We start from the raw sequence: 24,859 nt of genomic DNA, 5'->3' as shown, positions 1-24,859 counted from the left end.
TGCGTGCGATTGGGTAGCAACGTAGGGGGAGACCGCGAAACGATCAAGGGAAGTCGGTGCCGCGATGGCAATCCCAACGCACGAACGACGCCCCGATGCGGCCCTGGGACTCGAGGGTGTTCCGCATACCGGCGAGGAAATGACTGACGACGGCCATCTGGTTGAGCCGCAGGCCAACGAGTTCGCACATGCGAGAGAGGCGAAACGCGAACCCGAGTGGTACAAAACCGCGGTCTTCTACGAGGTACTGGTCCGCGCGTTCCACGATTCCAACAACGATGGCACCGGCGACATGCGGGGCCTGGTCGACAAGCTTGACTACCTGCAATGGCTAGGCGTCGACTGCTTGTGGCTGCCGCCCTTCTACGCATCGCCCCTGCGTGATGGTGGCTACGACATTTCCGATTTCCGTGCCGTGCTCCCCGAGTTCGGCACCGTCGATGACTTCGTCTACCTCCTTGAGCATGCGCATCGGCGCAATATCCGGATCATCACTGACCTCGTGCTCAACCACACCTCGGACGCTCACCCCTGGTTTCAGGAATCGCGCAATCATCCGGACGGTCCGTACGGCGACTTTTACGTGTGGTCCGACACTGACACGGGGTATCCCGACGCGCGGATAATCTTCGTCGACACGGAGTCGTCGAACTGGACATACGATCCCGTTCGCGGTCAGTTCTACTGGCACCGGTTCTTCTCGCATCAGCCCGACCTCAACTATGAGAACCCCGAGGTCGGTGAGGCGATGATCGATGTCCTGAGGTTTTGGCTTGACCTCGGCATCGACGGTTTCCGGCTGGATGCGGTCCCGTATCTGTTCGAAGAGGAGGGGACGAATTGCGAGAATCTGCCGCGCACGCATGAGTTCCTCAAGCACTGCCGGAAGGTGGTCGACGACGAATTCCCGGGAAGGGTGCTGCTTGCGGAGGCCAACCAGTGGCCGTCCGACGTTGTCGCGTACTTCGGCGACCCCGCCGTGGGCGGCGACGAGTGCCACATGGCGTTCCACTTCCCACTCATGCCGCGCATCTTCATGGCCGTCCGCCGGGAATCGCGCTATCCGATTTCGGAGATCCTGGCACAGACGCCGCCCATTCCTGCTGGGGCGCAGTGGGGGATCTTTCTGCGCAACCACGACGAGCTGACGCTGGAGATGGTCACCGACGACGAGCGTGACTATATGTACTCCGAGTACGCCACAGACCCGCGGATGAAGGCCAACATCGGCATCCGCAGGCGGCTTGCGCCGCTGCTCGACAACGACATCAATCAGATGGAGTTGTTCACCGCGATGTTGTTGTCGCTGCCAGGATCTCCGGTTCTGTACTACGGCGACGAGATCGGCATGGGTGACAACATCTGGCTCGGGGACCGGGATGCGGTCCGCACGCCCATGCAGTGGACTCCGGATCGCAATGCCGGTTTCTCGACTTGCAACCCTGGGCGCATGTATCTCCCGCCTATCGCGGACCCCGTCTATGGCTACCAGAGCGTCAACGTCGAGGCGCAGCTGAACAATGCGTCCTCCCTGCTGTACTGGACGCGCCGCATGCTTGAGATTCGGCGCCAGCACCACGCTTTCGGATTGGGTGAGTTCATCGAGCTTGGCTCCTCGAACCCAAGCGTCCTCGCGTACTTGCGTCACTACAACGATCCGGCCGACGGGGACGATCTGGTGTTGTGCGTGAACAACCTGTCACGGTTCCCTCAGCCCGTAGAACTGGACCTTTCCAGATACGCGGGTCGGCAGCCCACTGAACTCACCGGTGGCGTGCGATTCCCCGTGATCGGGGAGCTTCCGTACCTGTTGACCCTTCCGGGCCACGGCTTCTACTGGTTCCAGGTCACTGATGCAGTCGAGGGTGGCGACGCGCAGTGAAAGCCGATGAGATCGTGACCTCACTGGCGGAGCCGTTGCGCGAATGGCTGCCACGGCAGCGCTGGTTCGCCAGCAAACACCGCTCGATCGATGCCGTCGAACCCCAGACTTCAGTGTGGCTGGAAGACGGCGATCCCGGAGTGGTACACGCTTTGGTGACCGTACGGCAACAGGATATCGCCGAGACTTATCAACTACTGATCGGCCTGGCGAGCGAGCCTGCAGAGCATATCGAGGTGATCGGCAACGTCGGTGACCTCGCTGCATTCGATGCCTCCGCGGACCCAACGCTCCTGGCGCCGCTGCTGGACTTCTTCGCTGCCCGGGCGGACCGCCACGGCGTGGTCTTCGCCCCCGAGCCTGGTACCGGGCCGAACACGGGGCTGAAGACCGGGTTGCGCCCCAGGAGTGTCGGCGCGGAGCAAAGCAATACGTCGCTGATATTCGGCGACGCGTACATTCTCAAGCTGTACCGTCGGCCGCGTCCTGGCATGCAACGCGATCTTCAGCTGCACCGACTGCTGCATGCCGCGGGCAGCCGCCATATTGCCGCGCCGCTGGGCAGCATTCAGTCGCGAGACACGGTTCTCGGTTTCCTGCAGCAGTATTTGCCCGACGCTACAGAGGGCTGGGCTGCGGCGAGCGCGAGCGTGCGGGACTTGATGGCTGAGGGAGATTTACATGCTTCGGAAGTCGGCGGTGATTTCGCTGGTGAATCGCGCCGCCTGGGCGCTGCCGTAGCGGCAGTGCACGCCGATCTTGCACGTGCCGGGGGGAGTAGCGCCGCGAGTCCCGAACAGGTCGCGAATATGGTGGCGTCGATGCACGCCCGCCTCGATAAGGTGCTCGAGCAGGTGCCGAAGATCGCCGAGCACGAAACCACGGTGCGTGCGGCGTTCGATGAACTAAACGCAACCCCGCTGATTCTGCAGCAAATCCACGGTGATCTGCACTTGGGGCAGGTTCTGCGCACCACGTCCGGGTGGGTGCTCATCGACTTCGAAGGAGAGCCCGCAGCGACCCTTGCGGACCGGTCGGCACTGGGGAGCCCGCTTCGCGATGTTGCGGGGATGCTGCGTTCCTTCGACTACGCGGCCCACCACCTTCATGTTGGTGAGGGCGGTGCGCGCGGTGAGCACCAGCGCGAAGTCCGGGCCGAGGAGTGGGTGGAACGCAACTGCGGGGCGTTCTGTGAGGGCTACACAGCCGCGGGTGGCGATACACGCGACCTGCGCGAGCGTCCCCCCGAACTGCGTGCATTTGAACTGGACAAGGTCGTCTACGAGGTGGGGTATGAGCAGCAGAACCGGCCAAGCTGGCTGCCGATCCCGCTGAGCGCACTCGCCAGACTGACTGCGAACTGACCGATTCCTGCCGCTGCTGAGGCGGATTATTCACGTCCCTATGCGTGGCGCAAGCGGGCGCCCAATTGCGAGGATATCGAACCGTTATAGGTGATCCTCGTCGCATAGCAGGACGCTCCAATCGTGCTTGTCATTAGCAGGAAAAAGCTGGTCAGCACCTAATTATATCGAGTGCCGCCCGAAATTCACCAACAAAGATCAACTTTGCATTTCCCTCAAGCAGTACGTATGTTCTGGAAGCGATTTGGCCTCGAAAGGACATGACGTGGAAATGCACCGGCTCCCTTTAGCAAGGATGCGCGGACAAGTAGCGGTAGCCCTGGGAATTGTTTTGGCATCGACCAATGTGGCAGTCGCTGAAGCTCCCGCACCCATGTCCAGCGAACGTGCCACGGTCGGCATACTCGCCCTCGAGGCTGCACAGACTTTCGTGCCGAGGACGATAGCGCCTCCGGTGCTTCCGGAGGTTCTTCCGCCCCCGCCGCCGCCACCGTCCCCAGTCGATATCGCCCTGCGGGAATGCCCTTTCGGCTCGGCAGAGAGTCTGGGTCTGACCGCGAACGCGGCGATGGTCTACCGTGCGGTGTGCGCGCTGTTTCCTCAAGTAACTGCGTTCGGTGGCTTGCGGCCAGGCGACGGGGGTGATCACGGTCACGGCCGTGCTGTCGACTTCATGATCAGTAGCGACGTGGGTGACGCGATCGCCGATTATGCGCTCGCGCACGCTGGGCAGTTTGGGGTCTCGTACGTAATTTGGCGTCAGCGCATTCGTTACCCAGGTGGCGAGTGGCAGCAGATGGAAGACCGTGGTTCAGCGACTGAGAATCATTTCGACCACGTGCACGTCAGCTTCCACTGAACCCGCCTGCCCAATTTCTTGACGACCCCTATTTCTTGACGACCTGTGTGCCGCCGGCGATGCGGTCGTGGAAGCCTTGTTTCGCGGAGCTCGTGCTGATTGTGAAACCGATCGCCACCACGGCGATAAGCCACAGCAGCGAGCCGACGAAGGAAATGAGATTCAGCAGCATGTAGGCGTTGCGGACCGCGGATTCTTTCAGGCTGGGTTTCGAGCGGCCGCCGGAACCCATGACGTGCAGTCCAAGGATTTTCTTGCCGGGTGTCGAGCCTGTCGTCACTTCGAACACCAAGAAATAGAGAAACCCGAATCCAGCGCCGGGGAGAAGTGCCGCCCAGGCCGGGACTTCGCCGCCTTGGCGGAGGAGCCAGAAGACTATGGCGCCGAGGATCCCCGCTATCACCCAGTCGATGAGGCGCGCGATACCGCGAGGCGCGACTCCGGCTGGTTTGGTCCCGAATCCAGAGCCAGTGAACTGCGGGTTGGTTTCCGGATCGTATCCGCCAGTACTCACGGTGATTCACCTTGCCTCAGTTGTGTGTTATTGGTCTCGTTCAATGTTGGGGCATTTGCGAGTGCCTCTCGCTGAGAGTAGTACCAGACGACGGCATGACGCCACAAGAATGGCCCGCTACCGCAAATAGCACTTGGTGTCGTTCATTCCTATTATGCGAGGCTAGGGTTTGAATTGCTCGATCGGAATCCGCAATGTTTTCCTTATTCCACAAATTGGGAAAGGTGCCCTACCGGAACTCATACCAGTCCACCCCGGCGGACACGGCGCCACTCCGAGACAGCGAAATCGAATATTCGCTGGCCTTCCTCGCGTGCGCAACGAACGTGTTCGACGTCAACTGGGTGGCTGCCGATGCGCTGCAGGCGAAGGACATCGCCACTGGGGGCGAAGTCAGGAAGCCACGCTGCGAAGGAGAAACCCAGGCGCTCGAGTTCTGTCGCTAGCGCGCCAGCGGCGGCATCGGTCAGCGGGAGGTCAAGGTAGGTGACCGCGAGATCAAAAGCGTTGAGCCCGTCCAGTTCCTCCGCGATTCGACTGCCGGCGTCTGGACCGACCTGCGCTACCCGAATATAGGCGGTGGCAGTGCTGGGGACGGCCATTACGCGAACTTTCGTCCGCCCGGCACGTCCAGTCGGCAGTGACGAGCTGCTGTCGACGCTGCGTTCGAGTTGAGCCGAGGTGGTGAGCTCGGTGATCAGGTCACCAAGCTGGTCGGGAGGATGCAGAATACGGGCACGCGAATGGAGTGGGGTGTACATCGCGATCAGAGTCCGGCGTCCCTGATTGATGTTCTCTAAGTCGGCCATGGTCACCGTGGCGGGTGACGCGCCAATGAGAACACCCACCTCGAGGCCGCCGAGATGGATGACTTCCTTCTGGCTGCCGGGGTGATTTGTCACCGCTTGAGCCCACACGCCGGGGAGGGCCTCTTCACGGGCGATGTCGAGCCGGAGCGCTGCCATTCGTTCGGCTAAGTGGCGGCCGCGGTAGCGCGGGTCAACGACAAGCTTGCCGGACTCTGGCACCGGGTCGCCTTCGCGCTGGACGAACAGCGCCGCGTGGCCGACGATGCCCCGCTCGGGGCTCGCGGCGACTACTGAGTGCATCAGTCCGCGTCGCAGCAGGTGCGTGATGTGTCGTGGCTCGTAAAGGGTGGTGTCCTTATACGTGTAGCCGTAGCAGCGGTAGATGCATTGGACGAGTCCCTCGGCGTCTGCGGGCGTCATGCGGCGGATGACGATCGATTCCGCTTCCTCATCCGATACCCGCTGCGACGTATCATCGAGGACTGCCCCGCTGTAGCGCATATTCGCGGTGGCGACACGGATCGAGCAGGAGGCCACGTTTCCTTCGTGCCCGTGGCTTGCGATGTGGAGTTCGTCAACGAACCCCAGCGCCGCTAGTCGGCGCGAGGGTGCTGCGCGCGCCTGTGCGCCGGTCATGGGCAGGCCCTGATCTGTGACCGTCACGGTGAGTGTGCCGGATTCCGCAAGCACCGCGACCTGGACATCCGGTTGATCGGTTTCACATTCACGGGTCAGCGCTTCGCGGACTAGTTCCTCAACGACTACACGAAAGCGCGTTGCGTAGTCCTCGCGCAGACCTGCGGTAGTGGCCATTGCGCGGACCGCTGCACCAACAGCGGTGAGTGAGCCGTCAGTCCCATCGATGTGAATCTTCATCTACGGTCATGACCCGTTTGTCGCCATAGACGTGAAGGTACTCGTTTAGGCATCGAAACGCCTGAGGTTCTGCGGATTCAGGCAGGGCCCTGAAACTAGGGGATTGTGCGCCACGTCACCCGGCAGGTCTAATGGAGGGTGTCAGGCCGTTTCTGAATGGTCCGCGACGTGAGGGGTCATCCGGCTTGGTTCGTACTTGCGCGAGGAGGAGCGATGAAACGCAGGGCAACGGTGCTGGCCGCGTCCGTGTTGATGGCAGCCGGGATCTCGTTGGCGGCTGCACCGACCGCTTCGGCGCATCCAGGTGTGGGATTTCACGTGTACCCAACCCAAGGTGAATGCCTGATGGGCATGCACGAGCACCTCATGGCGGGGCAGTGGCGATTGAACTGTCTCGGTTTCCTTAATTCGCCTTATATCCTCTTCCACTACTGAGGGTTGCTAGGCGAGGTCGCCCGTCCGGGTTGTGCGACTGGTCACTGACTGTGGCGCCCCGCGCTCCGGCGCGCCCAAAGTCAGCCTGCCTGAAGACCGGGTTACTCACTGACGGAGCTTGGCCACACTCTCGTTACGCTCGTTCAGATGCTCGACGACTGGGGAGCGAATTACCTGGCGGGAGCATCCCAGAGTCAGAGCCGGAGCCGGATACGCTGAGCACATGACCGAGCACGGTGGAGTCTTCAAGTTGGTTATGCGCGTGGGGGCCAAAGTTGAAACGTGGCGTTTCCGCAGGTCGGGTGGAACATCGAAGTTCATGGGGAATGAGCAGCTCCTCCTCACCACGGTGGGGCGCAAGTCAGGTAAAGAGCGAACAACGCCCCTCTTCTTCGGGCGAGACGGTGACCGGCTTATCGTCATCGCATCATTCGGCGGGAGTGACACCCATCCGGCGTGGTACCTGAATCTTCGGGACAGAGGTGAGGGCTGGGTCGAGCTGGGTAAGGACAAGTTCCGAGTGACGCCGCAATTGCTCGAAGGTGAAGAACGTGAGCGCAATTGGCGTGCGATGTCAGAGTTCTGGCCCGACTACGATAAATACACAACCAAGACGTCGCGCACGATCCCGGTTGTCGCGTTAGTTCGGAACTGACGTCCGAAACATTCAAGACGCATCCCCTACGCGGTCATACGGTGGGTTCATGAAACCGCGTTTGAATGTGATTGCCCTTGTCGTATCGGACATGAGCCGCTCCCTGGCGTTCTATCGGCAACTGGGCCTGGACATCCCTGCAGATGCAGACTCTCAGCCACATGTGGAGTTTGAACTCGCGGGCGGCATTCGTCTCGCGTGGGATGACATCGCCACCATTCGTACTTTCGACCCAGGCTGGGAGCCGCCCGGGCATGGTCAGGTAGGTCTCGCGTTCGAATGTGCAAGCCCCAGCGACGTCGATTCCGCCTATCAGGATCTCGTTGACGCTGGCTACAAGAGCCACATGGCGCCCTGGGACGCATTCTGGGGGCAGCGCTATGCCGTCATCAACGACCCTGACGGCAACGGCGTGGATCTCTACGCGCCGCTTCCCGCTATTTCAGCAGAGACGTGACGGTCTGGCCGGTCAGCGAGCGGGCGTCGCGCGCAAAGTGGGCTTGGTCCGCGTAGCCGGATCTTGCTGCGGCCACGCTGGGCGGCATCCCGGCGCGGGCGAGGTCCAGCGCGCGATTCAGCCGAAGGATTCGGCCAAGGGTCTTCGGTCCATAACCAAAAGAATCGATACTTCGCCGGTGCAGCTGGCGCGAACTGAGACCAGTGTGATGGGCTACGTCCGCGACCGGCCAACCCCGAGACAGCATGGTGTACATGCGCTCCGCGAGCCCGTCCGAGTGTGGCGCGACAGAGAGTCGCTCCGCAGTGATCTTTTCCAGTGCAACTCCGGGGTCGGTGGCTTCGGCGACCCGTTCGCTGAGTTGCCTGGCCTCGGCCGCGGGCAGGAGTGCGTCGATCGTGATGCGTGTATCGCGGAGCTCAGCAGCCGGTATTCCGGCGACCAGCCGTCCCTGGCCGCAGGCGAACCGGATGCCAACCCACTCCGAGGCAGTCCAGGTGGTGGCATAGGCGTGGGTATCTGGTCCGGCGAAGAACAATTGATCGTCGTGCCACAGCAGGTCCATGCAGCCGTCCGGCAGCACCAGCTGGTCTTCACTTTCGGGTGATGACGCCGACCACACCACCGCATGGCGAATGGTCGACCGGCGCTCTGTATACACGCCTACAGGATCTCACGTGCGGCGAGATGCCTGCGGCGTGATCTGGGACGTCACCATGGCGGCGAGTGCGATGACGAAACCAAGCGTTTGCCATGACGTGAGCGTCTGGCCCAGAAGAAAGAGCCCCGCGAGTGTGGCGGTCATCGGGTTGGCCAATCCGAGGAACACAACCGACGTTGACGGAAGCCGTTCGATGCCCCTGAACCAGAACACGTATGCGAGGGCGCCACCGACAAGCGTGAGATAGGTGTACCCGAGCACGTTCGCACCGCTGAGTGAGGAGGGGAGGCCTTCGAAGACCAGTGCCACGGGAATGAGCATCACGCCCCCGATCGTCATCTGCCAGCCAGCTATCGACAGCATGGACGTTCCCGCGGGCCGGCCCCATCTCTTGGCAAGCACGATCGCGGTGCCCATCATGGTGATTCCGGTGATCTGCGCGATGATGCCCAGTGGATCGAGCGTCGCCGAAGCGGTGAGTACCAGTAGTCCTACGCCAACGACGCCCGCTAGCGCAGCACCCAGCGCCCATCCTGACGGCCGGGCCCTGAGTACGAAGTAAGCGACTGCGAGGACCACGAGCGGCTGCACCGCGGCGATCGTCGCCGCAACCCCACCGGGAAGCCGGTACGCGGCAAAGAACAACAAGGGGAAGAACGCGCCAAAATTGAGGGTCCCCAGTACGGCGGCTTTCCACCACCAGTCACCGCGCGGCAGCTCTCGGGTAATGGCCAGCAGCAGCACGCCCGCTGGCAGGGCACGGAGCAGCGACGCGAGCAGGGGGCGATCTGGTGGCAGTAGCTCAGTCGTAACGACGTACGTCGTACCCCAGGTGACCGGGGCGATGAGCGTCAGCAGAATATCCGTCGCACGCGCGCGGCTGTGCTTTGGTGGTGCGACCGGGGTCGCCCGGGCAGAGGCCATCACAGAGGTATACCTTCCCGTTTAACTCAACGCCATGCACCGCACTCGCCGGTGAGCCCAGACAGAAGTCGGGTGCATGACGCTACTGCGTCATGCACCCGATTCCTGGCTAGTCGGGAAAAGCCAGGTTCTCAGCCAGCCATGCTCGACGCCTGTGCTGCGAGTTCGGTGATCCTTGCCCAATCACCATTCGCGACGGCGTTCTTCGGAGCCAGCCACGTACCGCCGACACACCCCACGTTCGGCAAAGCCAGGTAGTCACGGGCGGTGAGCGGCGTGATTCCGCCGGTCGGGCAGAAGCGAACCTGAGACAGTGGCCCCGCCACGGAACTCAGATAAGCGTGCCCGCCTGCGGCTTTCGCCGGGAAGAACTTCATCTCCGTGATGCCACGGTCAAGCAGCGTCATCATCTCGGACAGCGTCGAAACGCCAGGCAGGTGCGGCACACCACTGTCACTCATCGCGGCGAGCAGCCGAGATGTGCTACCGGGGCTGACAAGGAACTGGGACCCTGCATTGACGGCGTTGCGGACGTCTGCCGGGTTGAGAATGGTGCCCGCACCGACGAGCATCTCAGGCACCTCCGCTGCGATGCGCTCAATCCCTGGTAGCGCGGCCTCCGAACGGAGTGTCACCTCAATCGTTCCGATACCGCCGTCGATGAGGGCTCGCGAGAGCGGCACCGCCTCGTCCGGATGGTTGAGGACAACCACCGGGATGACGGGGGAGATATCGAGCAAGCTCACGGCGGGGGGTGTCCCCAGGGAGGGCATCGTGGGTGTCGATGGCACGGTCATACCAGGGCTCCTTCAGAGGTGGTGGGGGTCAGTTCCTGAGCCAGCCACTGGGTTATCCACTGGGCTGCGCCAAGTAGTGCAGGTGAGTCCGCGATGATCAGCTCGGTGGAGATCGCGGACACGTATCCCGTCATGGGGGCTTTGTTTTCAAATCGCGCACGGAACTCGCTGTGCTGGAGAACGTCACGCATCCTCGGGAGAATCCCGCCGCCGATCAGTACCCCGCCGCGCGCACCCACGGTGAGTGCGACGTTGCCAGCAAAGTTTCCCAGCATTGCGCAGAATACCTGGAGTGTCTCCACACAGATAGGGTCTGCGCCCGATCTGCCGCGTGCGCACACGTCCGCAGGCGAGATGATGACCGACTCTGCACCCCTGATCGCTGCGATGCAGTGGTACAGCCGGGTCAGGCCGACACCGCACAGCACGGTTTCAGCGCTGACGCGGCCGAACCGGCGTCGAAGCAGTGCGGCGATCTGTGCCTCGAGGTCCGTCTCGACCGGGAGGGTCACGTGGCCACCTTCGGTGGCGAGGGGAATCCACATGCCCTGATGCGGCACGATGCCCGAGACACCGAGACCTGTCCCGGGGCCGATCACAGCGACGGGGAGGTCCGTGTTGCGTTCGCCTCCACCGAGCGGGACGACCGCGTTGTGATCGAGATACGGCACCGCGAGAGCGAGCGCGCTGAAGTCATTGATCAGCGCGAGGTGCCTAAAACTCAGCGCTTGTTTCGTCGCGTTCACAGAGAAATCCCACGATGCGTTCGTCAGCCGGAAACGGTCACCGCTGACGGGACCCGCGACTGCCACGCCGCCCACTGTAGGGCGGCCTACGCCGCTAGTGGTAGCCATGTACGTCTCGATCGCGGAGGCGAGGTCCGGGTAGTCCGCCCCAGTGAGGCTTTTGACCTGGTGGGGACGACCGCCGGGCTCAGTGACGACACCGAACCGCGCGTTGGTCCCGCCGATATCGGCGACGAGCCAGGGGGATTCGATTGAAGGGATCGAAGTCATAGGGCTGCTCCAAAAACACTAGCTCCACGATCAGCTGTTCCCACTGCACCTCGAAGGGCGGCGAAGAGTTCTCGCCCGGTGCCGAAGGTCGTGCTGTCGGCCAATTCGGCGGGCACGCGCTGATCAAAATCTTCTGTGAGGACGGTGATCGTCCCGGCTTCCGCATCGAGTTCGACAACATCTCCGTCGAGCACTCGTGCAAGTGGACCACCCGCTGCAGCTTCAGGTGTGACGTGAATTGCTGCGGGGATCTTTCCCGAAGCTCCGGACATGCGTCCGTCGGTGACGAGCGCGACCGCGAATCCACGGTCCTGCAGAACGCCGAGCGTCGGCGTGAGCTTGTGGAGTTCCGGCATGCCGTTTGCCTGCGGCCCCTGGAATCGGATCACTGCTATGAAGTCTTTCTCGAGTTCGCCCGCCTTGAACGCCGTGAGGAAATCGTCCTGATCGTCGAACACGACAGCGGGCGCCTTCACTACCCGGTGCTCCGCTTTAACGGCCGACACCTTGATGACGCTCTTGCCCAGGTTGCCGGTGAGCATTCGCAAACCGCCGTCAGGCGAGAATGGGTCACCTGCACTTCTAAGGACCTGCTTGTCGAGACTGTCCCGCGGGCCCTCCCGCCATGTCAGCGTTCCTTCTTCGAGTGTGGGTTCACTGCGGTAACGCGCTTCAAGCCCGCCACCGGCGACGGTCTTGACGTCCGCATGGAGCAGACCTGCGTCAAGCAGCTCACCAATCAGGTACGGCATGCCGCCCGCAGCGTGGAAATGGTTCACGTCCGCGCTGCCGTTGGGGTAAATCCGGGAGAGCAGCGGAACCACATCGGACAATGCGCTGAAATCGTCCCAGCGCAGATCGATCCCAGCAGCAGCGGCCATCGCGACAAGATGCATCGTGTGATTGGTGGAGCCGCCCGTAGCGAGGAGCGCGACCACACCATTGACGACGGCGCGCTCGTCGACGACCTCGCCGATCGGTGTGAACTCGTCACCACCCGCGGTCAGTTTGACAACCCGTTTCGCGGCCGCCTCGGTCAGCGCGTCGCGCAGCGGGGTGCCCGGGTTCACGAAGCTCGCACCAGGCAGGTGCAGGCCCATGACCTCCATCAGCAGCTGGTTCGAGTTTGCGGTGCCGAAGAACGTGCAGGTGCCTTCACCGTGATACGACTGGGCCTCGGCTTCGAGCAGCGCCTCGCGGCCGACCTTGCCTTCCGCGTAAAGCTGCCGCACACGTGCTTTCTCCGTGTTCGGAAGGCCAGACGTCATTGGTCCGGCGGGCACGAAGATCGTCGGCAGATGGCCGAAGGAGAGCGCCCCGATCACGAGGCCGGGCACGATCTTGTCGCAGACGCCGAGCATCAGCGCACCGTCGAACATGTCATGTGACAACGCGATCGCGGTGGACATAGCGATGACGTCGCGGCTGAAGAGGGACAACTCCATGCCTGCGCGTCCCTGGGTGACGCCGTCGCACATCGCAGGCACGCCACCCGCGAACTGGGCGATGCCGCCACCATCGATCACGGCTTCTTTGATCCGCCGCGGGTACGACTCGAAAGGTTTATGTGCCGACAGCATGTCGTTGTACGAGGACACGATGGCGATGTTCGGCTTGAAGCTACGCCGAAGCAGGTCCTTGCCGACTGGCTCAACCGCGGCGAAACCATGGGCGAGGTTGGTGCACGAGAGCTTCCCGCGCGCAGGCCCTTGTGAGGCGGCGGCGCGGATACGCTCAAGATATGCGGCTCGGGTCTCCCGGCTGCGCTCAGCGATGCGTTCGGTAACAGCGGTAACTGTCGGGTTAATGGGTGTGTTGCTGATCGGGGTGGTGTCAACAGTCAAGGTCATTCCTCGTCGTTCCAGGTACGGCCGTCCCGCTCGATCAGAGCGGTGGCGGCAGCCGGGCCGTGGCTGCCGGAGGCGTAGCGCTTGGGCAGGTGCTGTGATTCTTGCCAGGCGGTGAGGATGGGCTCTGCCCATTCCCATGCCGCTTCCACCTCGTCGCGGCGCATGAAGAGCATGGGGTTACCACGCACAACATCCATGAGCAGGCGTTCGTACGCGTCGGGCAGCCGCTCGTCGAAGGTTTCAGCGAAGCTCAGATTCAGAGGTACTTCGCGCAGCCGCAATCCACCTGGGCCAGGAGCTTTGGTGACAAGGTGCAGGCGGACGGCTTCATCCGGCTGCAGTCGGATGACCAGGCGGTTCGGTGGGATCATCTCGTCATCAATGGCGGGGAAGATCGAATGCGGTACCGATTTGAACTGCACGACGATTTCGGAGGCGCGACGGTCAAGGCGTTTCCCGGTGCGAAGATAGAACGGCACGCCCGCCCAGCGCCAGCTGTTGACCTCGGCTTTCAGGGCGACATATGTTTCCGTGTTGCTGGCCTGCCCTTCGAGTTCCTCGGAGTAGCCGGGGACGGACTGGCCGTCGATGCTGCCGGGGGCGTACTGCCCGCGCACTGTATTGCGGTGAACATTGTGCCCGGTCAGAGGCTTGAGCGCCTGTAGGACCTTCAGCTTTTCGTCGCGTACAGAGTCACGGTCATAGTGGTTCGGCGGTTCCATCGCAACTAGGCAGAGTAGCTGCAGCATGTGGTTCTGCACCATGTCGCGAAGCGCGCCGGAACCGTCGTAGTAGCCGATGCGGTTCCCCACGCCAACTGTTTCGCTCACGGTGATCTGAACGTGGTCGATTGCGGCCGAGCGCCACATTGGTTCGAGCAGGGTGTTCGCGAACCTCAGAACCAGCAGGTTCTGGACGGTTTCCTTACCCAGGTAGTGGTCGATGCGGAAGATCTGCTCTTCCGAGAAAACGGCACCCACCTCGTCGTTGATCTGCTGAGCCGAGGCGAGGTCTGTGCCGATGGGCTTTTCGAGCACGACCCGGGACTGGGGGCTGACCAGTCCGTTGTCTTGCAGCCGGTGGCAGATGCCACCGAAGAGTTTTGGGGCACTCGCGAGGTAGTACACGCGGACGCGGTCCTCTACTGCGGTGAGGAGAGCGGCGAGCTCTTCCCACGGCTCCGCGGACGTGACGTCGAGTGTGACGTGATGAAGCCGCGTCAGGAAGGCGTCGACGGTCTCGCTGTCGTAGGTGTCTTTCGGCAGGAAGTGCGGCAGCTCAGCGGCAACCTTGTCCCGGTATCCCGGGCCGTCAAGACCCGCGCGGGACACGGCGATGATTCGTGAGTCGCTGGTGAGCTGGCCATCGCGATCGCGCTGGTAGAGCGACGGGATGAGCTTGCGCATCGCCAGGTCACCGGTGCCGCCGAATACGACGATGTCGCACGTGTCGACCTGTTGCGTGGTGAGCATGTTGGGGCTCCTCAATTGCCACTGATTGTGAGGGGGCGCACATCACGTTACAGGACTTAGGTATGATGTGGCTAGTACTTATGTATTTCTTGTACATTACTAGGTGAGTCGGGGCCTCTACCGCCCGTCGTGTCGCGCAGCAGGCCGGAATTCAGTTCCGCCCATCGGCGACCGCGACACGGCTGCTGAGCGGGAAACGGTTAACGTAGTGACGACGAAGGGAGCTGGAGGTGAAGGAGCTGCTGTCCGTAGTGCCGGGCGCGACCGCGGGCGAGATCCTGGCGCTTCTGCGCAGACGTGGCCCCCTGACGCGCAGCGATATCGGCCGCCTCACCGGGCACTCCCGGACCGCCGTGACTGCGAGGGTTGATCAGTTGCTCGCCAGCGGGCTCGTTGTCGAGCGCGCGGACGGAGCCTCCACTGGCGGGCGTCCGCCGGTACGCCTTGAACTTAACGCTGACGGCGGCGTCGTCCTCGCAGGTGCGCTCGGTGCCAGCCGCACGATCGTCGCGGTTTGCGACCTCGGAGGGAAGCCCCTCGCGGAAGCTGAACTCATGGTGGACCTCACCGACGGTCCCGATGCGGTTCTTGGTGCAGCGGTCGCCCGATTCGAACGGTTACTGACCGACAACGGGTTCAGTAGAGAAAACGTACGGGGAATCGGGCTGAGCGTGCCCGGCGCGATCGACGTGGTCACCGGCCGGAGCGTGAGCCCGCCCGTCCAGCAAGGGTGGGGCGACGTGCCCTTCCCAGATTACTTCACGGCCAAATTCCCGGTGCCGATCACTGTCGACAACGATGTCAACGCTTTGGCGCTCGAGCAGCGGCGCCGCCACCCTGAGGTCGACGATCTGATCATCATCAAAGCCTCCACGGGCATCGGTGCGGGCCTGATTTGCCGTGGGTCACTCATTCGAGGTGCGGTGGGCGCGGCGGGCGAAATCGGCCACATCAAGGTCAGCAATGGCGGTGGAGCGCTCTGTCGATGCGGAGGCATCGACTGTCTCGAAGCGGTCGCGTCCGGGTGGGCGCTCGCACCGAGAATGGCAGCTGCGGGGCTTCCGGTGACTCGCACCCTTGATATCGCGGACCTCGCGCGTGCGGGGGACCCGACGGCGGTGCGAATGATCCGTGAGGCAGGCCGTCATATCGGTGAGGTCGCTGCAGGTCTGATCAATCTCCTCAATCCAGAACTGCTCTTCGTTGACGGGGACCTTGCGTATGCGGCCGAGCCCCTAATCGCGGGCATGCGCGAAGTCATTTACCAGCGTGCGACCGCGATGGCCACGCGGAAACTGCGCATCGAGGCAAGCGATCTGCACGGTCAGGGTTCCGTGGCGGCATGCGCGACGATGATCCTCGACGACATTTTCTCACCGCGTGCGGTCGATTCGCTGCTAGCCGCCGCGTAGGTGCGGTGCTATCGGGGCCGGGCAAACGCACGAGTAACAGGACAGCCTCAGCGGAAATGACGCACGCGTCTGTCCCGTTACTCCTGAATCTGGCCGGCTGAAGTCACCGTCGCTATTGAATCTCCCTCATGCAGCGGCATGGGGACGAGAACGTCGTTGCTCTCGCCGCCCTTCCCGGCGGGCGCATCGAGGAGCGTAGTGACCGCTATCCTTCCGAGTTCGTAGTGGGGCAGGGCGACACTTGTCAGGCTGGGCCGAAGCCATGAAGCGAGGTCTGACGCATCAAACGACACGACGGAAACATCATCAGGCACACGCATGCCGCGCTCTCCGAGTGCCTGGTAGGCGCCAAAGGCGAGGCGGTCATTCAGGCATAGGAGTGCTCGCGGCCGATGGCCGTCGCTGAGAAGTTCGATTGTGGCCTGGTAACCAAACGCGGGTTCGTACTCGCATTCATACGACAGAGCGACTTCGGTGCCGTACGTGCGTAGTTCGTCTTCCACGCCGCGCATACGATTCACGCCTGCGTAGAGGCCACCGGGGGTCTTAGGGATGTCGTGCCGCCCACCGATGACGTATATGCCGTGCAGGTGGCCGGCATTGGTCAGAGCCCGCGCTGCAGTGCGGCCTCCTTGATATTCGTCCGGGACTATTCGGGGGGAGCTGGACGTCGGATCCAGGCAGTTGATGAGGACCGATTGCACCTTCGACAGCACTGCGGGCGCCTTCTGGTAGCGCGTGAACATCGTCGCGTAAATAATCCCGTCTACTTGCCGATCGAGCATTTCCGAGATCAGGTCGGCTTCCACTGCCTCGTTACCAGCGGTTTCTGCGACGAAGAGCAGATGGCCGTGCGCGAGTGCCGCATCAAGCGCGCCATGAATGACTTCACCAGCGAAGGGAGTGGTGGCGATGGTGTCCGAGATCAGACCGATGGTGTGCGTTTTGTTCGTGCGGAGGCTGCGTGCGGTGAGGTTCGGGCGGTACCCGAGATCGGCGGCGGCCTCGAGGACTTTTCGTTGTGCTGCCTCTGAGATTCGCATGTCGGCCGCGCGCCCGGTCATCACGAACGACGCCGTGGAGCGTGAAACCCCAGCTCTGAGGGCGACGTCAGCGAGTGTCACTCGGGGTGCGTTCATATCTGTCTGACAGCTTTCGACAAAGGGGTTGACAGTGATCCGTCATGAGAAAGATACTCGAGCTAACTCGATTTAGCTACGCTTCATCCAACCATGCAATCCTTGATCAGGAGGACAGGTGTCCGACCCCGCTATGACCGATCCCAATTGGTGGCGTCAAGCCGCCGTATATCAGATCTACCCGCGCAGTTTCGCTGACTCTGACGGCGACGGCCTGGGCGACATCAAGGGCATCACTTCACGGGTGCCCTACCTGAAAAATCTCGGTGTCGATGCGGTGTGGCTGAGCCCGTTTTACCCGTCGGAGCTTGCCGACGGTGGATATGACGTAGCGGACTATCGCAATGTCGATCCGCGCCTCGGTTCCCTAGAGGACTTCGACGAGATGGTCGCGGCGCTCCATAGTGCGGGAATCAAGATCATTGTCGACATTGTCCCTAACCACACCTCTGACCAGCACGAGTGGTTCCAGGAAGCATTGCAGGCGCCCGCAGGCTCGGCCGCGCGCGATCGCTACATTTTCCGTGATGGGGAAGGTCCGGACGGATCCCTGCCGCCCACGGATTGGCAGTCGGTTTTCGGCGGGCCGGCGTGGCACCAGACGCCCGACGGGCAGTGGTACCTCCACCTGTTCGCACCCGAGCAGCCAGACTTGAACTGGGACAATCCCGAAGTGCGTGAGGACTTCATCAAGACTCTCCGCTTCTGGTCCGATCGCGGTGTTGATGGCTTCCGGATCGACGTGGCCCACGCGCTCACGAAGGACCTTTCGGAGCCGCTGCCGACGTGGGACGAACTCCGTCATCTGATGCATGAACACCTTCCGCTAGACGGCACACATCCGTTCTGGGACCGCGACGAGGTCCACGAGATCTATGCGGAATGGCGCAAGGTTTTCAACGAGTATGAACCGCCCCGGACCGCGGTCGCGGAAGCGTGGGTGCCTAGGCCGCGCCGCCCGCGCTATGCCAGTGCGGAGGGGCTTGGTCAGGCATTCAACTTCGACCTGCTTGAAGCAGCGTGGGACGCAGAAGAGTTCCGGGACGTCATTGACGACAACTTGAAGCTGTCCGCCGAGTCCGGCGCATCGTCAACGTGGGTCCTGTCGAACCACGATGTAGTTCGCCACGCCACCAGGTATGGGCTACCGCAGGACAGTGAAACGAAGAACGGTAAGTCGTGGCTCATGACCGACGGTCAGGAGCCGGAACTCGACAGTGAACTCGGTGTGCGCCGGGCTCGCGCGGCAGCGTTGCTTCTGCTCGCACTACCCGGGTCGACCTACATGTACCAGGGCGAGGAACTCGGCCTCCATGAGGTCGGCGACCTTCCCGAAGAGGTCATGCAGGACCCCGCGTTCTTCCGTAACCGCGGCATCGAGAAGGGCCGCGACGGATGCCGCGTGCCGCTGCCCTGGACACCTGACGGCCCGTCCTACGGTTTCGGACCGGGACATGCGCATCTTCCCCAGCCGGAGTGGTTCGCTGATGCGGCCGCGTCGGTCCAGGAAGCGGACCCGAGTTCCACCCTTGCTCTCTATCGGTCCGCGCTCGAAGCGCGGCACAAAATGCAGACCGACGAATCGCTCGACTGGGTAGCCACAGACAAACCCGCCGTGCTGCACTTCACCCGCCCTGGCGGGTGGCACAGCATCACGAACTTCAGCTCTGAAGCAGTACCGCTTCCGGAGGGCACGGTTGTGGTGGCGAGTGCGCCGACAAACGGCGGGCTGCCGCCGAACGCGACGGCGTGGGTCCAAGAATCTGAGTGAACCGAATGAACGTGGCCTCCGTGTAGATGGTGAGCGGGTACACCACCGCTTTGCACCGACACACACGGAGGCCACATTCATGACAACTTCAGCAGCGGTAACCGAGGCGTTTACGGAACGCGTTTTCCGCTCAGTGCTCGGAGCCGCGGAGACGCAAGCCATCTACCTCGGAATGTCACTTGGCTACTACACAGCGCTGAGTGACGGTGAATCGCTCACCGCCGCAGAGCTGGCTCGCCGCACCGAGACGGCGCCCCGCTACGCGAGGGAGTGGCTAGAACACCAGGCGGTGTGCGGCTACGTACACGTTGACGACGTCAGCGCGGACCAAGAGGAACGCCGGTTCACGCTTCCGCCGGAGCACGCGGAGGTCCTCGCGCGTGAAAGTTCGCTGAACTACATCGCGCCCTTCAGCCAGCTTTTCGCAGCTACCAGTCAGCGGCTCGAAGACCTGGTCCACGCCTACCGCACCGGAACTGGTGTGAGTTGGGAACAGTTCGGAACGGACGCACGCGAGGGCCAGGCGGCCGCCAACAGGCCCCTGTTCCTCGGCCCATTGGGTAAGGAATACTTGCCGTCGATTCCCAGCATCGAACAGGCGCTCCGTGCAGGCGGGACCGTCGCCGACATCGGGTGCGGGTACGGATGGTCCTCCATTGGAATCGCAAAAGCCTACCCAGATGCCACTGTCGACGGCATTGACACCGATATTGCGTCGATAGTGAAAGCCCGTGCCGTCGCGGAGTCCTACGGAGTCTCGGACAGGGTGTCGTTCTCCGCGACGATGCCGGGCCCTGACCGCAGCGCCCAGTACGACCTCGTATGCGCGTTCGAATGCATCCACGACATGTCCGACCCAGTTTCAGTGCTGCGGGAGATGCGGCGTCTTGTGCGTCCAGACGGGACAGTGCTGGTCATGGACGAGCGCGTGGCGCACGAATTCACCGCACCGGGAGACGAAGTCGAGCAGTTGATGTACGGATACAGTCTGCTGTGCTGTCTTCCAGACGGGCTTTCCCATGAGCACTCGGTTGGTACGGGAACCGTGATGCGTCCGGCCACGCTGGACAAGTACGCACGTCAGGCGGGGTTCAGTGGGATAGAGATCTACGACATCGAGAATGACTTCTTCCGGTTCTACCGACTCGTTCAGTCGTGACCGAACACGCGGAGTATGTTCAACAATGTGAGTGCTGACCATGATGCGCAGCGTGGTGCGCCCAAGACTGAATACTTCACCTACGCAGATTTCGGCCTGGCGTTCTTCGACCGCGCCATCTCGAAGAAGCGAATACTGTCGGCCGTTTCCGGCATCACTGGAGCGCCGATCGAATTCGGGCCGATCGGTGCTGGTCCTGGGCGTATCGCGAAGGTCACCGCGCACGGAATTGTCAATGATCCCACTGTCACGCGAGTGTCCGAGGACGAGCCGCTCCGCTTCAACCTGCATATCCCGGTCGATCTGAAATTCGTTGTCCGGTTGACTGGCACGGTGCACCGCTTTCGGGCCGATGTCGCTGTCGATCTGAAACTGACGGCGCGCGCCGCGAAACCGTTGCGCGCCGTGATCGAAGTTGAGCCACCAGACAAGAGCGACGTCGCGGTAGAGATCCGCGCAGAGGGTCTCGCCTCCAGCGTCCTCCAAATCGTGTCGGGCATGGAATCGGAGGTGAAGCGATTCGTCGCAAAGTACATCAAGGAGGAAGTGAACAAACCACATATCCAGAAAGCGCGCGACGTGGACCTCGGGCCGATGATCGATGCGGCGGAGTACTAGACGCACTCAGACGGTTATGTCCGAATATCTGCATTCAGGCTTGGTCGAATGTGAGATGCTAGCGCAATGAGGGCCCTGGTCAAGCACCCGGACGAGCACGGTCTTCGCCTCGAAGACGTACCAATCCCTGTGCCAGGTCCAGATGACGTCCTCATCCGGGTTCATACGACCGGCATCTGCGGGACTGACTTGCACATTTACCGGTGGGATCCGTGGGCGCAGCGCACGATCCCCGCGCCCATGACGATAGGGCATGAATTCGCGGGTCATATCGCGGCATTGGGCTCCAACGTATCGGGCTTCGTCGAGGGCGAACTTGTCAGCGCCGAAGGTCACGTGGTGTGCGGCTGTTGCCGAAACTGTCTTGCGGGCAAGCGGCGGCGGTGCAGGGCACCGAGAGGGCTGGGGGTGAACTTTCCCGGCGCTTTCGCGGATTATGTCTTAATTCCCAAGTCGAATGTGTGGCGACATACTGGTCGCGTCGACCCTGAGATCGCAGCGTTGTTCGATCCGTTCGGCAACGCAGTCCACACCGCCCTCAAATTCCCGATGGTGGGGGAGGACGTTTTGATCACGGGGGCGGGACCGATTGGTTTGATGGCGACCGCTGTCGCCAGACACGCCGGTGCCCGAAAGATCGTGGTTACCGACCTCAACCCGCTGCGTCTTCAGCTTGCGCTTCGGATGGGTGCAACCCGCGTGGTCGATGTGCGGTCGGAAAAATTGAGCGATGTCAAGGCTGACCTCGGTATGCGGGAAGGTTTTGATGTTGCGCTGGAGTTCTCTGGGAGCCCGAAAGCTCTGGAGCAGATCCTTGCTCACACCATCCACGGGGCAAACATCGCGATCCTCGGCTTGCCGTCCGAACCGTTTGCCATCGACTGGAGCGTGGTTGTTGTCAACATGCTCAATCTCAAAGGAATCTACGGGCGTGAGATCTTTGAGACCTGGTACAAAATGGGCGTTCTCATTGAAGCGGGGATCGACATCTCTCCGATCATTACCCACCGCTTCTCTGCCGATCGCTATCGTGACGCCTTCGCTTCTCTTGAGGAGGCGGGAGCGGCCAAGGCTATGATGACCTGGACCTAGTGAGCTAGGGAACTTCGACCCTCAGAATCTGGTCGTCGTCCGGGCGTGGCTGCCCGCGCCCGTCACGGTTGCTCGTCGTTACCCACAGGCTGCCATCGGGTGCAGCGACCGCAGCCCGCAAGCGTCCGAATTCCCCGAGCGACGCTCGGGCGTCACCAGTCGCGCCGTTATCGATCGGGAGCTCCCATAGCCGATTGCCGCGCAGGGCAGCCATGTACACGACGTCATCGATGATGGCCAGGCCTGCCGGGGATGCCTCGGCCGGCCGCCACACTTCGACGGGGTCGATGAAGCGGTCATCGCCACCGATGCCTTCGATCTCAGGCCATCCGTAGTTCCCAGCGGGGACGATCAGGTTGAGTTCATCCCAGCTAGAAGCACCGAATTCTGACGCCCACAACTGATCACGGGAGTCGAACGCCAGACCCTGAATGTTCCGGTGCCCGTAACTGAGGACCGCCGAATCGGGGAACGGATTGTCGGGTGCCGGTCGCCCGTCTGTGGTGAGTCGCAGGATTTTGCCGCCGAGTGAATCGACGTCTTGCGCGAGTTGCTGTCGCCCAGCATCTCCGGTCGCCGCGTAAAGGTAGCCCTCAGGGCCGAAGGCAAGCGCACCTCCGTTGTGGATGGTGCCCGACGGAATGCCTGTCAGGATCGGCTGGGGGTCCGTGAGAGCGTCGTCGCTGAACGTGAAACGCACAATGCGGTTCTCCGCCTCAGTGGTGTAGTAAATGAAAACCTGCGCGGTGTCGGCGAACTCGGGGGATACGGCTATTCCCATGAGGCCACCTTCACCCCGATTTTCGACGCCGTCGAGCTGAAGTACCTCGGTGGGAGTGCCCGAGTCGTCGATGAGAAGCACACGTCCGCTGTCGCGTTCAGTCACCAGCGCATCACCGTTGGGCAGAAATGCGACATCCCAGGGGACCTGTAGCTCTGCCGCCACGATGGAGACCGCAGAGGCGTTATTGTCAACTGGAACAGACCTCGAGGGCGACGGGTCTTGCGCGCAACCGGCCAGGACAGCTGCGGACACCGCTGCCGCAGCCCAGCGAATCACGCGCACGCCACGGCAGCCTTTACGTCTGGGTGTCGTAGCTGAGCCCGATCTGAGGCGACTCTGGTCCGCCTTCGGACAGTTCGTCCCAGTGCTTCGCCATGTACGCGGCAAGCCCCGCGAGTCCGATCGCGCTCGTCACCCAGATCGTTCCGCGCATTACCTTGACCTTCTTGGAACGCTGCTTCTTCGATGTCTCTGCCGCTTTGCGCCCCGAGCGGAGTCGCTGGGCCGCAAGAAGGCCGATTCCGACCGGGCCGCGGGCGACTGTCAGCCCGACAAGAGCCGCCTTGCCCAGGCGCTTCGCCAGCGGAGACGACGTATCGCCTGCTCTCTTTTCGGCATTAGCGATTGCATCATCCAGGGCCGTGTCCTGGCTTGCGTCCATGCTCACACCTCTCTGAAGACACTGGTACATCAAGCCTGTCACGATCTTTCGCCCGATGGTGCCGGATTGGTCCGTGTTCCCTCGCAGCGAAGCGCTGACACTACTGAAGCACATGCTTCTTCGACAGAGCAGTGCTCCCAGATGCGGAGAACGGTCCAGCCGGCGGTTTCAAGCGCCTGTTTCTGTCGGCGATCGCGCTCCGCGTTGCGCGCGAGCTTCGGGTTCCAGTATGCGGAGTTGGTGCGTGGCTTCGTGCCGTGTTCGGGGCAGCAGTGCCAGAAACAGCCGTCAATGAAGACCGCGACATGTGCTTTAGTGAAGACGATGTCCGGTCTAATCAGCATGCCGTCTGCCCGGATGGGAAGGTCCTTGCGGAAGCGGTAGCCCATTCTGTGTAGCGCCGAACGGACGAGCCGTTCCGGTTGCGTTCCGGCACGCTTGATAGCCGCCATATTCCGCGACCTGCCCGGAGTCGGCGCTATCAGCCCGTCCACAGGGTCCATAGGGCCACACTGCCATTCCAGCGGTCGTCCGACGAACCCCGGCCGATGCTATCGGGCATCGCGTCACTCACCTGAGTAGCTGACGCGTCCTTCTGCAAGTTCTGTGGATGGGTCTGATCCACTGAGCATGTCGATGAACTCGACTGTTGCCCGGACCAGGTCGTCTGGGTTCGAGATCGGGGACCAGTGACCAGAATCGATTGTCCGGCGCCACAGCTGTGACGCGAACTTCCCGTAGTCGTCGTACCCGCCGGGCCGCACCGCACGGTCCCGCGCGTTGATGACTACTTGCACTGGCACCGTCGTTGGCTTCGGCTGTGAACGAATTAGGCGCCGCGCGATATTGGCGCGGTACCGGTTGACGCCGTTCGCCATATCCTCGGCAATCGTGGCGGCCGACTTAACCCGGGCCGGGTCCAGCCCATCAAAGAGGCCAAGGAAGCGGGCCCAGTTTCCGGCCATGACACGGCGCAGGACCAGTTCTGGCAACCACGGTAGCTGGAAAAGGTAGGTGTAGTAGGAGGCGACGCCTTGCTCGAGCGGTCCCGCGAGGTTACTGAGAGTCGGCCGCCTGAGCCGGTCACGCACCCAGTACATGAGAATGTCGAGGTTGGGTCCGGACGTCACTGTGAACGAGGCGACGCGGCTCGCGGCGTCCTCAGTTGCGAGCGCTTCCCACACCTCTACGCCGCCCCAGTCGTGTGCAAGGACGTGGACCGGAGCGTCCGGGCTCACGGCATCGATTACAGCGTAGAAGTCGGCGGCGAGCGCAGCGAGTTCGTAGTCGGACACACGAGCGGGAACCGTGCTTTCACCGGCGCCACGGGTGTCGTACGAGATAACGCGGAAGCGGTGGGAAAGCTGCGGCACCACGTACTGCCATAGCTCATGCGTGTCTGGCCAGCCATGCACGAGGACAATGGGCTCACCTTCCGGGTTGCCGGTTTCGAAGACCGCAAGGGAAACGTCACCATTGGTGACAGTTCGTCGTTGAACGTCCACAGCGCTGATCATAGAGGTCTTCTCCACAGGTCTCTGGTGGCCCCACCCGCCGCGCAGACTTCGGCAAGACCCCTCGACGTCCGTAGTGGACGAACTCGCCGTCGTTGTTGCGCGGTTCTCGCGGACCACTTATCGGGGCATCGTTGG

25 protein-coding genes are annotated in these 24,859 nt (G+C 62.3%); 12 read left to right on the top strand and 13 right to left on the bottom strand.

Going from position 1 to position 24,859, the window contains the following annotated elements:
- Positions 1-139 precede the first annotated feature (139 nt).
- From treS to AS9A_RS22870, 3 genes are all read left to right on the top strand, one after another.
- Positions 140-1,882 carry a maltose alpha-D-glucosyltransferase gene (gene treS, locus AS9A_RS17735; protein ID WP_202798227.1) on the top strand — a complete coding sequence of 581 codons (1,743 nt, stop codon included), beginning with the start codon at positions 140-142 and terminating at the stop codon, positions 1,880-1,882.
- Complete coding sequence (locus AS9A_RS17730) at positions 1,879-3,246, top strand: maltokinase N-terminal cap-like domain-containing protein (RefSeq protein WP_013808487.1); 1,368 nt, start codon at positions 1,879-1,881, stop codon at positions 3,244-3,246. The genes treS and AS9A_RS17730 overlap by 4 nt, the downstream gene beginning before the upstream one ends.
- Before the next feature lie 331 nt (positions 3,247-3,577).
- Complete coding sequence (locus AS9A_RS22870) at positions 3,578-4,105, top strand: hypothetical protein (RefSeq protein ID WP_013808486.1); 528 nt, start codon at positions 3,578-3,580, stop codon at positions 4,103-4,105.
- Between the two features lie 28 nt (positions 4,106-4,133).
- Here AS9A_RS22870 and AS9A_RS17720 read toward each other — a convergent pair whose 3' ends face one another.
- Positions 4,134-4,619 (bottom strand): RDD family protein, encoded by a 486-nt coding sequence (locus tag AS9A_RS17720; protein WP_013808485.1) that lies wholly within the window; start codon positions 4,617-4,619, stop codon positions 4,134-4,136.
- Between the two features lie 239 nt (positions 4,620-4,858).
- Entirely contained in the window at positions 4,859-6,304 is a 1,446-nt protein-coding gene (locus AS9A_RS17715; protein WP_013808484.1) for a GNAT family N-acetyltransferase, read from the bottom strand.
- 213 nt (positions 6,305-6,517) lie between these two features.
- Between AS9A_RS17715 and AS9A_RS17710 the strand changes: the two genes are divergently transcribed.
- The 4 genes from AS9A_RS17710 (at position 6,518) to AS9A_RS17700 (ending at position 7,851) form a co-directional block, all read left to right on the top strand.
- Positions 6,518-6,739, top strand: coding sequence for a hypothetical protein (locus AS9A_RS17710; protein ID WP_013808483.1), 222 nt, complete (start codon positions 6,518-6,520; stop codon positions 6,737-6,739).
- Positions 6,740-6,847: 108 nt separating this feature from the next.
- On the top strand, positions 6,848-6,958 hold the full coding sequence (locus AS9A_RS25000; protein WP_148262625.1) for a hypothetical protein: 111 nt from the start codon (positions 6,848-6,850) through the stop codon (positions 6,956-6,958).
- Positions 6,959-6,962: 4 nt separating this feature from the next.
- Positions 6,963-7,394: a nitroreductase family deazaflavin-dependent oxidoreductase gene (locus AS9A_RS17705; RefSeq protein ID WP_013808482.1), complete on the top strand. Its 432-nt coding sequence runs from the start codon at positions 6,963-6,965 to the stop codon at positions 7,392-7,394.
- 49 nt (positions 7,395-7,443) lie between these two features.
- Entirely contained in the window at positions 7,444-7,851 is a 408-nt protein-coding gene (locus AS9A_RS17700) for a VOC family protein (RefSeq protein ID WP_013808481.1), read from the top strand.
- Here the strand turns inward: AS9A_RS17700 and AS9A_RS17695 are convergent.
- From AS9A_RS17695 to zwf, 6 genes are all read right to left on the bottom strand, one after another.
- Entirely contained in the window at positions 7,832-8,512 is a 681-nt protein-coding gene (locus AS9A_RS17695) for a helix-turn-helix transcriptional regulator (RefSeq protein ID WP_013808480.1), read from the bottom strand. The two genes, AS9A_RS17700 and AS9A_RS17695, sit on opposite strands and share 20 nt — an antisense overlap.
- 12 nt (positions 8,513-8,524) lie before the next feature.
- Complete coding sequence (locus AS9A_RS17690) at positions 8,525-9,436, bottom strand: EamA family transporter (protein ID WP_192808159.1); 912 nt, start codon at positions 9,434-9,436, stop codon at positions 8,525-8,527.
- Between the two features lie 131 nt (positions 9,437-9,567).
- A complete protein-coding gene (gene eda, locus AS9A_RS17685) occupies positions 9,568-10,233 on the bottom strand; it encodes a bifunctional 4-hydroxy-2-oxoglutarate aldolase/2-dehydro-3-deoxy-phosphogluconate aldolase (RefSeq protein WP_013808478.1) in 666 nt (221 codons plus the stop codon).
- Entirely contained in the window at positions 10,230-11,249 is a 1,020-nt protein-coding gene (glk, locus tag AS9A_RS17680) for a glucokinase (RefSeq protein ID WP_013808477.1), read from the bottom strand. The genes eda and glk overlap by 4 nt, the downstream gene beginning before the upstream one ends.
- Positions 11,246-13,099, bottom strand: coding sequence for a phosphogluconate dehydratase (gene edd / locus AS9A_RS17675; protein WP_013808476.1), 1,854 nt, complete (start codon positions 13,097-13,099; stop codon positions 11,246-11,248). The genes glk and edd overlap by 4 nt, the downstream gene beginning before the upstream one ends.
- A complete protein-coding gene (gene zwf / locus AS9A_RS17670) occupies positions 13,096-14,571 on the bottom strand; it encodes a glucose-6-phosphate dehydrogenase (RefSeq protein ID WP_013808475.1) in 1,476 nt (491 codons plus the stop codon). Before zwf ends, edd begins: the two co-directional genes overlap by 4 nt.
- Positions 14,572-14,801: 230 nt before the next feature.
- Here zwf and AS9A_RS17665 point away from each other — a divergent pair, with 230 nt between their 5' ends.
- Positions 14,802-15,983 (top strand): ROK family transcriptional regulator, encoded by a 1,182-nt coding sequence (locus tag AS9A_RS17665; protein WP_013808474.1) that lies wholly within the window; start codon positions 14,802-14,804, stop codon positions 15,981-15,983.
- Positions 15,984-16,060: 77 nt separating this feature from the next.
- Here the strand turns inward: AS9A_RS17665 and AS9A_RS17660 are convergent, their stop codons facing one another.
- Positions 16,061-17,122 (bottom strand): LacI family DNA-binding transcriptional regulator, encoded by a 1,062-nt coding sequence (locus AS9A_RS17660; protein ID WP_049793776.1) that lies wholly within the window; start codon positions 17,120-17,122, stop codon positions 16,061-16,063.
- Between the two features lie 133 nt (positions 17,123-17,255).
- On the opposite strand from AS9A_RS17660, the gene AS9A_RS17655 reads away from it, so the two are divergent.
- From AS9A_RS17655 to tdh, 4 genes are all read left to right on the top strand, one after another.
- Positions 17,256-18,893 carry a glycoside hydrolase family 13 protein gene (locus AS9A_RS17655; protein ID WP_049793945.1) on the top strand — a complete coding sequence of 546 codons (1,638 nt, stop codon included), beginning with the start codon at positions 17,256-17,258 and terminating at the stop codon, positions 18,891-18,893.
- A gap of 79 nt (positions 18,894-18,972) precedes the next feature.
- Positions 18,973-20,052: a class I SAM-dependent methyltransferase gene (locus AS9A_RS17650; RefSeq protein ID WP_013808471.1), complete on the top strand. Its 1,080-nt coding sequence runs from the start codon at positions 18,973-18,975 to the stop codon at positions 20,050-20,052.
- Between the two features lie 27 nt (positions 20,053-20,079).
- On the top strand, positions 20,080-20,670 hold the full coding sequence (locus AS9A_RS17645) for a hypothetical protein (protein WP_148262502.1): 591 nt from the start codon (positions 20,080-20,082) through the stop codon (positions 20,668-20,670).
- 66 nt (positions 20,671-20,736) lie between these two features.
- Complete coding sequence (gene tdh, locus AS9A_RS17640; protein WP_013808469.1) at positions 20,737-21,762, top strand: L-threonine 3-dehydrogenase; 1,026 nt, start codon at positions 20,737-20,739, stop codon at positions 21,760-21,762.
- Positions 21,763-21,766: 4 nt separating this feature from the next.
- On the opposite strand, the gene AS9A_RS17635 is transcribed toward tdh, so the two are convergent.
- From AS9A_RS17635 to AS9A_RS17620, 4 genes are all read right to left on the bottom strand, one after another.
- Positions 21,767-22,828, bottom strand: a complete 1,062-nt coding sequence (locus tag AS9A_RS17635) for a PQQ-dependent sugar dehydrogenase (protein ID WP_013808468.1) — start codon at positions 22,826-22,828, stop codon at positions 21,767-21,769.
- Between the two features lie 13 nt (positions 22,829-22,841).
- A complete protein-coding gene (locus AS9A_RS17630; RefSeq protein WP_013808467.1) occupies positions 22,842-23,207 on the bottom strand; it encodes a hypothetical protein in 366 nt (121 codons plus the stop codon).
- Positions 23,208-23,245: 38 nt separating this feature from the next.
- Positions 23,246-23,710, bottom strand: a complete 465-nt coding sequence (locus AS9A_RS17625) for a very short patch repair endonuclease (protein ID WP_049793775.1) — start codon at positions 23,708-23,710, stop codon at positions 23,246-23,248.
- A gap of 63 nt (positions 23,711-23,773) precedes the next feature.
- A complete protein-coding gene (locus AS9A_RS17620; RefSeq protein WP_237707832.1) occupies positions 23,774-24,712 on the bottom strand; it encodes an alpha/beta fold hydrolase in 939 nt (312 codons plus the stop codon).
- Positions 24,713-24,859 lie beyond the last annotated feature (147 nt).

It is taken from the genome of Hoyosella subflava DQS3-9A1, assembly GCF_000214175.1.
GTDB lineage: Bacteria > Actinomycetota > Actinomycetes > Mycobacteriales > Mycobacteriaceae > Hoyosella > Hoyosella subflava.
This window is presented reverse-complemented; position numbering and strand designations above follow the sequence as displayed.